Source organism: Acinetobacter sp. YH12076 (assembly GCF_013419525.1).
Lineage (GTDB): Bacteria > Pseudomonadota > Gammaproteobacteria > Pseudomonadales > Moraxellaceae > Acinetobacter > Acinetobacter amyesii.
The window spans coordinates 45,894-59,582 of sequence record NZ_VOZY01000002.1; the positions used below are offsets into that span (position 1 = coordinate 45,894).

12 protein-coding genes are annotated in these 13,689 nt (G+C 42.3%); 9 read left to right on the forward strand and 3 right to left on the reverse strand.

The features are described from left to right. Positions 1 to 5 precede the first annotated feature (5 nt). Entirely contained in the window at positions 6 to 905 is a 900-nt protein-coding gene (gene dapA, locus FTU22_RS01735; RefSeq protein WP_180092655.1) for a 4-hydroxy-tetrahydrodipicolinate synthase, read from the reverse strand. Between the two features lie 723 nt (positions 906 to 1,628). On the opposite strand from dapA, the gene mhpT reads away from it, so the two are divergent. From mhpT to ppk1, 5 genes are all read left to right on the forward strand, one after another. Then, complete coding sequence (gene mhpT / locus FTU22_RS01740) at positions 1,629 to 2,840, forward strand: 3-(3-hydroxy-phenyl)propionate transporter MhpT (RefSeq protein ID WP_078193261.1); 1,212 nt, start codon at positions 1,629 to 1,631, stop codon at positions 2,838 to 2,840. Between the two features lie 151 nt (positions 2,841 to 2,991). Further along, a complete protein-coding gene (locus FTU22_RS01745; RefSeq protein WP_180092659.1) occupies positions 2,992 to 3,381 on the forward strand; it encodes a hypothetical protein in 390 nt (129 codons plus the stop codon). Positions 3,382 to 3,451: 70 nt separating this feature from the next. Further along, a complete protein-coding gene (gene pncA, locus FTU22_RS01750; protein ID WP_180092924.1) occupies positions 3,452 to 4,102 on the forward strand; it encodes a bifunctional nicotinamidase/pyrazinamidase in 651 nt (216 codons plus the stop codon). A gap of 73 nt (positions 4,103 to 4,175) precedes the next feature. Next, complete coding sequence (locus FTU22_RS01755; protein ID WP_180092662.1) at positions 4,176 to 5,144, forward strand: bile acid:sodium symporter family protein; 969 nt, start codon at positions 4,176 to 4,178, stop codon at positions 5,142 to 5,144. Between the two features lie 203 nt (positions 5,145 to 5,347). Next, positions 5,348 to 7,411 carry a polyphosphate kinase 1 gene (gene ppk1 / locus FTU22_RS01760; RefSeq protein ID WP_180092665.1) on the forward strand — a complete coding sequence of 688 codons (2,064 nt, stop codon included), beginning with the start codon at positions 5,348 to 5,350 and terminating at the stop codon, positions 7,409 to 7,411. A gap of 48 nt (positions 7,412 to 7,459) precedes the next feature. Here ppk1 and FTU22_RS01765 read toward each other — a convergent pair whose 3' ends face one another. Continuing rightward, complete coding sequence (locus FTU22_RS01765; RefSeq protein WP_078190618.1) at positions 7,460 to 8,716, reverse strand: hypothetical protein; 1,257 nt, start codon at positions 8,714 to 8,716, stop codon at positions 7,460 to 7,462. Between the two features lie 77 nt (positions 8,717 to 8,793). Between FTU22_RS01765 and serB the strand changes: the two genes are divergently transcribed. The 3 genes from serB (at position 8,794) to FTU22_RS01780 (ending at position 11,397) form a co-directional block, all read left to right on the forward strand. Further along, entirely contained in the window at positions 8,794 to 10,014 is a 1,221-nt protein-coding gene (gene serB, locus FTU22_RS01770; protein ID WP_078193257.1) for a phosphoserine phosphatase SerB, read from the forward strand. A gap of 414 nt (positions 10,015 to 10,428) precedes the next feature. Then, the gene (gene aciT / locus FTU22_RS01775) at positions 10,429 to 10,761 is read left to right on the forward strand and encodes an AciT family ciprofloxacin tolerance protein (protein WP_078190616.1); all 333 of its coding nucleotides are present in this window, start codon (positions 10,429 to 10,431) and stop codon (positions 10,759 to 10,761) included. 156 nt (positions 10,762 to 10,917) lie between these two features. Beyond that, positions 10,918 to 11,397, forward strand: a complete 480-nt coding sequence (locus FTU22_RS01780; protein ID WP_078190615.1) for an SCP2 sterol-binding domain-containing protein — start codon at positions 10,918 to 10,920, stop codon at positions 11,395 to 11,397. An 82-nt stretch (positions 11,398 to 11,479) separates the two neighbouring features. On the opposite strand, the gene dtd is transcribed toward FTU22_RS01780, so the two are convergent. Then, entirely contained in the window at positions 11,480 to 11,920 is a 441-nt protein-coding gene (dtd, locus tag FTU22_RS01785) for a D-aminoacyl-tRNA deacylase (protein WP_180036027.1), read from the reverse strand. 229 nt (positions 11,921 to 12,149) lie between these two features. Between dtd and FTU22_RS01790 the strand changes: the two genes are divergently transcribed. Beyond that, the gene (locus FTU22_RS01790) at positions 12,150 to 13,673 is read left to right on the forward strand and encodes a catalase (protein WP_180092668.1); all 1,524 of its coding nucleotides are present in this window, start codon (positions 12,150 to 12,152) and stop codon (positions 13,671 to 13,673) included. The last annotated feature ends 16 nt before the right edge of the window (positions 13,674 to 13,689 follow it).

Genomic DNA, 13,689 nt, shown 5'->3' on the forward strand with positions numbered 1-13,689 from the left:
CTTCTTTATTTGATAACGCCCGCAGTGATGAGTGCTTCACGAAGCGGAGTACGATATTGTTCTGCAAGGGGTGTTAATGGTAAGCGAATGCCTGTTTCAATCAGGTTCATCTCATGAAGTGCCCATTTCACAGGAATTGGGTTCGATTCGCAAAATAAAATTTGATGTAAATTTGCAACAGTATTGTTTTGTTGCTCGGCTTGGACTGCGTCACCCGCCAAAGCGCTTGCACACACTTCGCTCATTTCTTTTGGCGCCACGTTCGCAGTAACCGAAATGTTGCCTTTAGCACCTAAACCCATTAACTGATAAGCCGTTGCATCATCACCTGAGTACACCACCATATCTTTGCCTTTAAGGCCTTCAATGAGTTCTTGACCACGAGAAACATCGCCAGTGGCGTCTTTAATGCCCACGATTTGTGGAATATCAGCAAGACGGATCACGGTGTCGTTGTGCATGTCTACACCGGTGCGGCCAGGTACATTGTACAAAATTTGAGGTAAATCAACAGCTTCAGCAATCGCTTTGTAGTGTTGATACAGGCCTTCTTGGGTAGGTTTGTTATAGTATGGTGTAACTAATAATGCCGCATCTGCACCTAATTCTTTGGCTTCTTTGGTGAGTTCAATTGCTTCATGGGTTGAGTTTGCACCTGTGCCGGCAATAATTGGAATGCGTTTGTTCGCCACACGGATGATTTCTTTGATCACCTGAGTGTGTTCGGCCATGCTTAAGGTAGAAGCTTCACCTGTAGTCCCTACAGCAACAATACTGTTAGTGCCTTGCTTTATATGCCACTCAACCAGCTTCTCGAGGCTCTTCCAATCTACGCTGCCATCTTCAAACATTGGGGTGACGATTGCGACAATTGAACCTTGAATGGTCTGAGCTTGCTGAGTCATTTTGAAAAGCTATCCTATTTGTCCATCCGACAAGATGAAATATTGGTTTCTGGATGGTTTCGAATTTTGATTTGTAGCATGTTCATTGGGCTATACCCAAATTGAATAATGCTTACGCAAATTATGACTGATCAAACGCATAAGAACAATATGCTTTGGTCAAAGCCATAAAATTCTTTATACAAATCAAACTTAAAACAATCAAGTGTAAAATAGCGGTTTTTTTACAGCCTGAAAATTGTTCAGCAAGGGCTGAATCTTGAAAATGTGTTATTCAATCGAGAGGGTTGGCATGGTTGATGGGATTGATTAAATCATCAGCAAAAGGTTGATCTATGTGTATTCCGTGCTTTTTAATCAGAATTTAAGATTAAATAACAATGACTAAAGATTTAAAAACTATATCAATTCGCTCGGGTTTTATTACAAATGATTGTTAAAAACTTGGGTAATAATCTTTTTTATATCTAATAGAAATAGACATGTTTTTATGAGTGTTTAAAAAGATCGCTTGATTTGACTGTTCATTGCACGATTCATATTTTTTTATTTTAAATTTTTAATTGTTTTTACGACTTTGTGACTTAAAGCACAAAAACTATTACACCATGCACGTAATCCAATTTTGGACGAAAGGCTTCAACTTATTGGTAGTTATATCCTTTATAAGGCTCAGCGATGATGCGACTTAATTTGAACGCTGATGACAACAAGGATTCTCCAATGGAAAAGTCAGATAACAAGCATGCTATTGTCACGGTAGCAATCTGCTTCCTTATTGCCGTAATCGAAGGTCTGGATATTCAGGCTGCAGGTATTGCAGCAGCAGGGATTCGTGAATATTTCGGGCTGGATAGCTCGCAGCTAGGGGTGTTTTTTAGTGCCGGTATTTTAGGATTATTACCTGGTGCTTTGTTGGGTGGTCGGATTGCAGACCGAATGGGCCGTAAAAAAGTATTAATTTGGTCTACGGGGATGTTCGCCATCTTTACCTTATGTACGGTATGGGTAAATAGCTTCCATAGCTTACTCGCTGTACGTTTTCTTGCAGGTGCAGGTTTAGGTGCAGCAATGCCAATTTTAATTACCTTGGCATCTGAAGCGGTAACGCCACAAAATCGTGGCCGTGCAGTCGGTTTGATGTACTGTGGTATGCCTGTGGGTGCGGCAATCTTGTCATTAGTTGCAATGACGGACTTCGGTGCAAACTGGAAAAATATTTTCTATTTAGGCGGTTTATTACCGATTGTTGTGATTCCATTGATGATTTGGTTCCTGCCCGAATCGCGTGAATTCTTGAAAGCCAAAGATCAAGCGGTTCAAGCGACCGCCAATGGCGAAGTGCAACAAGGTGCTTTCAAAAACCTCTTTAACACAGAAAACCGTTTACGTACTTTCTCAATTTGGGTGAGCTACTTCTTCACCTTGATGGTGGTGTACATCATGTTGAGCTGGTTACCGTCGTTGTTCACCGAACTCGGTTTCACTCGTAAAGATGGTGCAACTGCGCAGTTCTACTTCATGGTGAGTGCAACCATTGGTACGATCATTTTAGGTATGTTGACTGATCGTTGGAAGAAAGCTTATGTGATCATTTTGATGTACGGCGGTATTTTGGCAGGTCTATTTGCGCTGAATGGTGCAGGTTCATTGACTCAAATGTACATGGCGTCAGCTTTAGTCGGTGCATTCGTGATTGGTTGTCAAGGTGTATTGTATGCCTTCGGTGGTATCGTGTATCCGACACAGTTACGTGGTACGGGTGTTGGTGTAGCTTCAGCCGTTGGTCGTGTCGGTGCAATGTTAGGCCCTGCAATTGCGGGTCAGTTATTGGCAGCAGGTTTTGGTGCTGCAGGGGTGATTACCGCGGCAATTCCATGTATCGCAATCTCTGCAATATTTATGTTGTTATTGGTACGTCGTATTCCATCTTAAGGAACATGTCATATCAAAAAAAGCCCGCATATTGCGGGCTTTTTTATGGCGACAATAGAAGTCGCACTAATGCTCTAAACCAATATAAATAAATGTATTTTATGTAAAAATACAGCAGAATGAGAAAATAAAAAATCAACGTAGAGGGGCTATGTCAGCAAGAAAACTGGTCGCAATTTTTAAAGTTGATCAACGTGAATTCAGTTTGTATCTACATCAATACGAACTGATCTTAGAACTCAAACCTGTATTTCAAAGAAATCGCCAACAGCCGAGAAAAAATGCGTGGTTAGCCTTTGCCGATGAACCTACCCTAGAAGATGTTGCTGAAAATATTAATGCATTTGAGGTCATGCAACAGACACGCAGCCATTTATTAAAATATATCTTTCAACATCAACCGCGATATTTTTATTTTCATGCTTCGACTCGGCGAAAAGCCCGTATTTACCCACGCTTTGCACAACGTTTGGTTGAGCATTTGCCCAAGTATCGGTATTGTCAGGAAGGACAGTCATTTTATTTTTACGCACAGGACTGAATACTAAGGCTTTTAAAATATGAGCGAATCAGTAGAGTCGCCGAAAATGCATGACAACGGATGGAGAGATATGCAAAAAAATACAGCGCTGATTGTGGTTGATGTACAAAATGGTTTTACCCCGGGTGGTCAGTTGGCTGTTGCCAATGCCGATCAAATTATTCCAGGGATTAATCAACTGGGGCAATACTTTACGAATATTGTGCTGACTCAAGATTGGCATCCAGCCGACCATATCTCTTTTGCTGAAAATCATCCTGAGCATGCACCTTATGACAGCATAGAGCTGAATTATGGAACGCAAGTATTGTGGCCGACGCATTGTGTACAAGGTACACAGGATGCCGAATTGCATCCTGATTTAAATTTACCAACGGCGCAGCTGATTATCCGTAAAGGTTTTCATCAGCATATCGACAGCTACTCTGCTTTTATGGAAGCGGATCAGAAAACCTCAACAGGTTTGGCGGGCTATTTGCGCGAACGCGGTATTGATACAGTCTTTGTGGTGGGGATCGCCACGGATTTTTGTGTTGCATGGACGGCAATGGATGCGCGTAAGCTTGGTTTTGAAACTTTTGTGATTGCTGATTTGACCAAAGGGATCGATTTACAGGGTTCCTTACAGCATGCATGGCAAGACATGTTGGCGAATGGGGTGAAGCGTATTTACCTGAAAGATATTGTGCAGCAGCATGCACAGGCATTATCTTTGGAATGACCCAGTGGGCTCAGTTGAGAAAAGGCACAAGGGTGTGCCTTTTTTTGTCCCTGTTTTTAAATGGAAGATGCCTATGTCGGCTTTCTTAAAATTCACTCAATTTGTGCAGAAAACATTTGCGATTTGGGTGGTGCTGTTTGCAGCGCTCGCCATGTTTTTTCCCGATGTATTTGTTTGGTTAAAAGCATATATTCCATGGATGCTAGGCATCATTATGTTGGGTATGGGCATGACCATGACACTGCAAGATTTTAAAAGTGTATTGCAAAGCCCTAAAGCTGTGATGATCGGGGTTTTGGCACAGTTTATTGTGATGCCGGGATTGGCTTTTTTCTTGTGTAAATTATTACAACTGCCGACAGAGATCGCGATCGGGGTCATTCTTGTCGGTTGCTGTCCGGGTGGAACGGCTTCTAATGTCATCACCTATATGGCAAAAGGTAATACCGCATTATCTGTTGCCTGTACCTCTGTTTCGACATTACTCGCACCGGTTTTAACCCCTGCGATTTTCTATTTGTTAGCAAGCCAATGGATCGAAATTAATGCGGCATCGATGTTGGTTTCAATTTTACAAGTGGTTTTATTTCCGATCATTGTGGGGTTAATGATTCGAACTGTCTTTAAGCACCGAGTGGATGCCTATATACAGGTCATGCCATTGGTTTCTGTTGTGGCAATTGTAGCGATTGTGGCAGCAATCATTGCGGGTAGTCGAACACAGATTTTGCAATCAGGTTTACTGATTCTTGGGGTAGTGGCCTTACATAATGGCTTGGGCTATCTATTGGGTTTTTGGGCCAGCCGAATATTTAAATTGCCCTATGCAGACTGTAAAGCAGTATCAATTGAAGTCGGGATGCAAAACTCAGGTTTGGGTGTGGCATTGGCGGCGACCCATTTTGCTGCTTCACCTTTGACCGCTGTGCCGAGTGCGATTTTTAGTTTGTGGCACAATATCTCGGGTCCTGCACTGGCAACCTATTGGGCAGCACAGACGAGTGAGGCCAAAGCATCGGAACAAGACAAGCCTGTTCAATAAACAAAAAAATTCAGTAAAATAAAGGGTAATCTCCCTCTTTTTTGATGTCTAAAATAAATTTTACGATTTGATGAACACGGTTTTAGGGAGTTGCATGCTTTTTTAATTGATTAATGCTATTTGTAACATAAGTGTCATCTCCGCTGCCTAACATGCCGGCAACCACTTTAGATATAGACTGTTTCAAACAGCATTGAGAGGGTATGCCACATTTTCAGCATTCATCAGAGACCTATTATAATCGTGAATTGTCGCTTTTAGATTTTAATCGGCGGGTCTTGGCTCAGGCACTCGATTCAAGTTTACCGTTACTTGAACGCTTGAATTTTCTCATCATTTTTTCACGCAATTTAGATGAATTCTTTGAAATTCGCATTGCGGGGCTAATGAAACAACGAGATTTGAATGCAATTGCACGGACGCCTGATGCCATTCCGACTGAAGTGGTCTTAGATGAACTTTCCCAAGTGATTCATGACACGGTTGCACAGCAATACCAGACCCTCAATCATGCTGTATTGCCTGCATTACAAAGTGAAGGTATTCGCTTTATTCAATTTAAAGATATTTTAGAAAAACATCGGGCGTGGATTAGCCATTATTTTAGTAAAGAAGTTCAACCAGTCTTAACACCGATTAGCTTAGATCCATCGCATCCGTTTCCACGCTTGGTCAATAAAAGCCTCAACTTTATTGTGAGTCTAGAAGGCAAAGATGCCTTTGGTCGTGCCATTGAAATGGCAATTGTGCCTGCGCCACGCTCATTGCCGCGTTTAATCAAAATGCCCGCCGAGGTTGAAGGCAGTGCAGAGACACAAATTTTCCTGACCGCCATTATTCAGCAACACATCAATGACCTATTTCCGGGGATGAAAGCGACGGGCTGTTATGCCTTTCGAGTGACACGCAATGCAGATTTAGTTCTGGCTGAAGATGTGGATGACTTGGCGGTGGCATTAAAAGATGAATTGTCTTCACGGCGTTTTGGTCGGGCAGTTCGCTTAGAAATTGAAGCTGATTGTCCGCAAAGCATTATTGATTATTTGTTAGATGAATTTGATTTGAGTGAGCAGGAGCTCTATCGCATTGACGGCCCGATCAATTTATCGCGTCTCAGTACCAGTTTTAATCGACCTGAACTGAAATATCCGGTCTATACACCGATTATTCCTAAAGTTTTTCGTAAACAAACCGCGATTTTTGATGTATTAAAAACACAAGATGTGTTGTTACATCATCCGTTTGACTCCTTTCAACCGGTCATCAACTTATTACGTGAAGCTGCAAAAGACCCTCAGGTATTAGCCATTAAGCAAACGCTCTATCGTAGTGGGCCAGATTCGGACATCGTACAAGTTTTAGCGGAGGCGGCACGCAACGGCAAGGAAGTAACCGCCGTCATCGAACTTCGGGCGCGGTTTGATGAAGAATCCAATATTACCGTGGCCAATATATTGCAAGAAGCTGGGGCTGTCGTGGTGTATGGCATTGTGGGCTATAAAACCCATGCCAAGATGATTTTGATTGTGCGCCGTGAAAATAATCAGCTGTTACGCTACGCCCATTTGGGAACAGGTAATTACCACGCAGGCAATGCGCGGATGTATACCGATTATGGCCTGATGACGACGCATCCCGATATTTGCGAAGATGTGCATCGTATGTTTCAGGAATTGACCGGTATGGGCAAGATGGCAAAGTTGAAAGCCTTACTGCATGCACCATTTACCCTGCATACTGAATTACTGAAACTGATTGAACAGGAAATTGTTGCTGCACAAGCGGGAAAATACGCAAGAATTATTGTGAAGGTCAATGCACTCACGGAACCGCAACTGATTGCTGCTTTGTATCGTGCATCGCAAGCAGGGGTATGTGTAGATTTAATTATCCGTTCGATTTGTTGTTTGATTCCTCAGGTCAAAGGTATGTCTGAGAATATTCATGTGAGATCTATCGTTGGACGCTTCTTAGAGCATACTCGAGTGTATTATTTTGAGCATGCAGGCGAAAAACGATTGTACTGTGCCAGTGCCGATTGGATGGGACGTAACTTATTTTCACGGGTCGAAACCTGTTTTCCCATTTTGGAAAGCCGTTTGAAAAAACGCATTATGAAAGATTGTTTACTTAACTATTTGGAAGATAATCAAAATGCATGGGAAATGCAGTCGAATGGGCAATGGGAGAAAGTCGCGGTTGAAGCAGGTACCGAACCGCATAACGCGCAAAAATATTTGATTGCACAGAAAATTTCGACTGTTTAAGACAAAAAATCCCGACTTAAGTCGGGATTTTTGATTTCGCTCAAACCTTTACGAGGCTTTTGACTGTTTGGATTTTAAAATTTCAGTTCTGAAGTTTTGAGCCAATTCAGCGGCATCACTGTCCATCCCATTGAGCATAAATGCATGACGAGTGAGCACATTGGTCGGATTTGGCAAACTGACCAATTGGAAATGATCTGAAATCTCTTTGAGCAAAGTTGTCGGCACATGAATGGCACTTTCTTTAGCAACCAATTGTTGGACTAAACGTTCAGCCGCTTGCACAGAAGACAATTGCATGGCTTCGACAGAGCTTGAAATCGCGCTACGGGTTTGTAAAACGAAACGTTTTTCTTCACGGTAGCGTTTATATAAAACATCTGAAAGCAATTGGAATACTGAGCTGATCATGGTGAGGCAACGCAGCGCATCTGGAGTATCAGCGGTCATGCTGATGGTTGCGCCATGTTCATCAAACTTATGTACCGTACTGATGTCAGAACTGTTCAATTTATAATGTTGAACACAGAGTTCTGTGGTTTTATTCAAGAAAATTTGGCAGAGATTAAAATACGGCACAGACACGGTTTTGTTGACGCTATCGAGCAGCTGTTTCGGATCATAAAATTGAATATTTAATGCCAAGCTGTTGCTGTCGAGAACCACTGGTTTCATGTCTTTATGCTGTTTTGCTTTGGCTTGCGCATTTTGCTGCGCTTGAGCAATCGCCACAGCGGCATTATGTTTTTCTTGTTCTAAAGCCTGCGCTAGCGTTTGAATTTCGTGTTTTAGACGTGATTCATTGTTGATTCGCGCTAAATATTCAGTACGACTTGGACGTGCAATAGCGCGATACGCCAACCATAACAAGCCATGTAAGAATAATGAAAATAGAATCGCGGCCCATTGCGTACGTAAGATTTCACCAATACTTGGTTTAATTAAAGTGATTTCAACCGTTCCGACTTTCTTTTCGTTTTGCAACGCATCACGAACAAAGATTTCACCGTCACGGGTTTTGGTCAAACCGCCTGTGGCCAAAACTTGATTATTGGCATTTAAGATGCGGATGGAAGCCACGCTCGGGTTGGTTGCATAGCGGTCAGCAAGTAAGGCTAATGATACGGTATTGGCCGGCTCAAGCTCAGATAGGCTGTCTGTAACCAATTGACTGGTCATCAGTTGTCCCTGACTGGCACGGTTTTCGTTCAGTTGGTGGGTTGTTGCCAATACCAATAAAAAGGTATGCAAAGCAAAACAAACTACTAATAGGCTAGCAAATAGCCCTTGTCTAGGCGCATTCAACGTAAACTTCCAAGGCAATTCTATTCAATTTAGATTATGATTCTTACATTAGTTGTAGCTCAGACCCGAGTCAATTCATGCGAGAAATCATTCTTATATCACTTTTAGGACCTGACCAACCTAATCAATTTACACGATTAATGCAGGTTTTGTCCGCACATTCCTTACAGATTTTAGATGTCGGACAAGCAGTCATCCACAATCAGCTGACTTTAGGTATTGTTGTTTCGTCGGAAGACCAGACTGCGACAGCATTAGCCATGAAGGAGATGTTGATTTTAGCACATGATATTGGCTTAACTGTGCGCTTTAAACCAATCTCTACAACAGAATATCAACAATGGGTAAATGAGGGAGGCCGCACACGCTATATCGTTACGGCACTTGCGCCAGAATTACAGGCGTCTCATTTACAGGCAGTTACAAATATTGTGTCGAGCCAAGGCTTCAATATTGAAACTGTGACTCGTTTATCTGGCCGTCCAGAGTTAGATGGATCAAGTGAAGGTCCGCGCCGTGCCTGCGTTCAATTTGGTCTAAAAGGCCAGATGTTGGATGCCACTGCGATGCGTGCAGCATGTTTACGTTTATCTACTGAACTAGGGGTAGATGTTGCCGTTCAAGAAGACAATGCTTACCGTCGTAATCGTCGTTTAGTCTGCTTTGATATGGACTCAACGCTGATTGAGCAAGAAGTGATTGACGAATTGGCGATTGAAGCGGGTGTCGGCGCTCAAGTGGCTGAAATCACTGAACGTGCTATGCAAGGGGAACTCGATTTCCAACAAAGTTTCCGTGCACGTGTGGCACTGCTCAAAGGTATGGATGCTTCGGTATTACCTAAAATTGCAGAACGTCTGACTGTCACAGAAGGTGCGGAACGTCTGATTTCAACGCTGAAATCACTGGGATATCGCACAGCTATTTTGTCAGGTGGTTTTCAGTATTTTGCCGAATATCTACAAGCAAAACTGGGTATCGATGAAGTGCATGCCAATGTACTGGACGTCCAAGATGGCGCGGTAACAGGTGAAGTGAAAGGCCATATTGTGGATGGTGCTCGCAAAGCCTTCTTATTGACACAAATCGCTGAAGAAATGGGGATTTCATTAGAACAAGCCATTGCAGTCGGTGATGGTGCGAATGATTTGCCAATGTTGTCTTTAGCCGGCTTAGGCGTTGCTTTCCGTGCGAAACCTTTAGTGCGTCAAAATGCCAATCAAGCCATTTCAAGCGTGGGTCTAGATGGTGTTCTTTACCTGCTTGGTGTGCATGATAAAGATTTAAATCGTGCTTAAAACTATTTAAGGCACAGTCAAAAACGTAGCCAAAAGGCTGCGTTTTTTTATGCCAAGAATTCAGCTCATCCGATGAACGGTAGAAGAAAATTGTCGATAAAAACAACGATTAACAGCATTCGAAAAATTAATTTTTTTAGCCTAAAACCAGCTGTTTTTTTTGTAATGACACTCGAAACGAGATGCCATCATTGTTCTAGAAATTCTTTAAAAAGAAAAAATGTAATGACAAAATAATGTTGCGACAAGGTGTGTCGCATTAACAAAAAACGAGACTTTTTTTATGCAAAAAACTCAGCATAATGCTTGCAAGAGATTGAGATCGACCAAATCTATTTACTGAAGATACAGTAGTGAGACGGCTCAGCATCCTGTAAGACAAGAGATGTCAGTTGTCAAATGACGGAGGTTTTTATGTTAACAGCGAATTTAGCAACAATCGTTGGCCTGAGCTTGGTATCGGCGGCTGTGATTGCTGTTTTCTTCTCGCCTTATCGTCGCTGGTTAAGTTTTATGCTGGCGGGGATGCTGGTGTGGGGACTCATTGAAGTAATTCGATTTGGTACACAAACCATGTTTGAATTATCAGTGACTTATAGTTATTTAACGGCATTAATGGCCGCAATGGTGGTATTCACTTTAGTATTGTTACGTGAAGACCGCCGTGCAGAGCGTGCGATGGCAAAGCGCCAATGTATAGAGCACACGCCTGTATATGATGAAGAACAGCAATGTTCGAGCCGATAAATGCCAGAACAAAATTTCAATGAAAATGCGCCTAAGGGCGCATTTTTTTATGAACGCATTAGTCCGATTTGAGATACAAAGCCTTACTTCTCAAAAGCCAAGTTATGGTAGGATGAAACCAGTCAATTTTCCAACAATTACAATAGGCTTTAAGTCATGAAACTATCATCAATTCCTGTCGTAAAACTACCTTTAGTTGATGTCAGTACGGATCCACTTGATTTACTCGTGGCAGGTTTAGCGCTTCGTATGAAACAGCTTGCACGTACTAGCCCTAAATTCATTGAATTGGTTCATGAACGTCAATTCCGCATTCAAATCGGCACGGATTTAGGTGTTGCACGTCAAATTATTGTAAATAACGGACAGATTGATACTGTTTCAGGCGATGCTGAAAAAGCAGACTTTATTTTGCAATTTGCGGACAGTGAACAGGGCGTGAAAACCCTAATGAAAGGTGACCCAACTGCATTCATGACGGGTATGCAAAATGGCAGTATTAAAATGGAAGGTGATTTTGGTCTACTGGTTTGGTTTAACCAAGTGGCGAAGTTAATTCCACCTAAACTTCCAAAACCGGTTAAAGAAAAAATCAAAATCGCACGTGCGTTTATTAAAGAAAAAACAGGTAAGTAAGATTTACGCCTTGTTCTCCTCCTTTAGGGGGGAGAATTTAAAAAAAGCCCTCTTGTGAGGGCTTTTTTTAATGCTTCAGTGGTTATTCAACTTCTAAATTAAAGGTCACTGGACCGTCATTGACCAAATGCACTTTCATGTCGGCAGCAAAGATACCTGTTTGTACATGGTCATATTGGCGCTTGGTGTAATCGACCAACTGTTCATACAGTGCTTTGGCATCGCTTGGCGGCATGGCAGGGCCAAAATCAGGGCGCAGGCCTTTTTGCGTTTGTGCCATCAGAGTAAATTGAGACACCAAGAGGATACCGCCGCCAGCTTGACTGACATTCCAGCCCATCTTGCCTTGTTCATCATCAAAAAAACGGTATTTCAAGATCTTATCGATCAGTTTTTTGCCCTTTTCTAAATCGTCAGCTTTACCAAGTCCTAAAAACACTAAAATACCGTGATTGATTTCACCCGTGATCTCACCATCGACCACCACTTTGGCTTCCAAAACACGTTGTAACAAGGCCCGCATAAATTCTTCCGAGTAGAAAATTGAACATAGGGCAGGGATTGTAGCAAAGACAGCATTCTTTCGAAGCGATGTTTAGAAAATTTTGGGCTCAAACATTTGAAAATGAAATGTATATTTTTTATAAATCTAATAATACGATTGAATTTATAAAAATAATCTGTTTTATCTATTTATTAAGTATCAGTATCTTTGCGGGGCAGGAAAGGTATTTAACAGAGAGATTAAGACGATGTTTAAGCGTTCTTTATTGGTTGCGATGTTAGCAACAGCAACAGCAACAGTGGCGACTCAAGCAGCGCCATTAACAAAAGACAATGGTGCACCAGTAGGCGATAACCAAAACTCGATTACTGCGGGTCCAAATGGTTCAGTTCTACTTCAAGACGTACAATTGGTTCAAAAATTACAACGTTTTGGTCGTGAGCGTATTCCTGAGCGTGTGGTACATGCCCGTGGTACAGGTGCGTATGGTGAATTCGTTGCAACTAAAGATTTATCTGATCTCACCATTGCTTCATTGTTCAAAGCAGGTACTAAGACTCCAGTTTTCTTACGTTTCTCGACTGTAATTCATGGTAAACATTCTCCAGAAACTCTACGTGACCCGCACGGTTTCGCGATCAAGTTCTATACGCAAGAAGGCAACTGGGATTTAGTGGGTAACCAAACTCCAGTCTTCTTCATTCGTGATGCAATTAAATTCCCTGACTTCATTCACGCAATGAAGCCAAGCCCAATTGACAACGTTCAAGACGCGAACCGCGTATTTGACTTCTTGTCTAGCCAACCATGGGCAACCAACATGTTGACTTATGTGTATGGTAACCAAGGTGTTCCAACTAGCTACCGTGAGCAAGATGGTTTCGGTGTACACGCATTCAAACTGTACAACGACAAAGGCGAATATAAATACGTGAAGTTCAACTTCCGCTCTAAACAAGGCGTGAAAGGTCTGAACGTTAAAGAAGCGATGGAGCTGCAAGGTAAAGACTTCAACCACTTAACCAACGATCTTTACAAAAACATCAACGCGGGCAACTTCCCGAAATGGGATCTTTACATCCAAGTGTTAGATCCTAAAGATCTCAACAGCTTTGATTTTGATCCGCTAGATCCAACTAAAATCTGGCCAACGAACTTAGTTCCAGAAACTAAAGTGGGTACATTGACGCTGAACCGTATGCCGAAAAACTTCTTCCAGGAAACGGAACAAGTGGCATTGGCTCCAGGTAACTTAGTCCCAGGTATCGAGCCATCAGAAGACCGTCTGCTACAAGGCCGTATCTTTTCTTACTCAGATACACAAATGTACCGTTTAGGTGCGAACCACCAACAAATTCCAGTCAACCGTCCATTAGTTGCTGTAAACAACAACAATCAAGATGGTTACATGAATGTTGGTGGCACTTCATCAAATGTGAACTACGAGCCAAGCCGTATTGAGCCAAAACCAGCGACTGCGAAAGCGCGTGCGGTTGAAACGCCGCTTTCTGGCACAGTTCAGCAAAAAGGCGTGAAAGAGCAAAACTTCAAGCAGGCGGGTGAACTTTATCGTTCATACTCTGCGAAAGAGAAAGAAAACTTAATCATGAACTTGGCGGCTGACCTTGGCAACGTGAAAGATTCGGAAACGAAACACATCATGTTGTCTTACTTTTATAAAGCAGATGCAGACTACGGTACACGTATGACTAAAGCAGTAAACGGTAACCTTGCAACTGTAAAAGCTAAAGCAGCACAACTGAAAGACTAATTTCGATCAGTCTGAA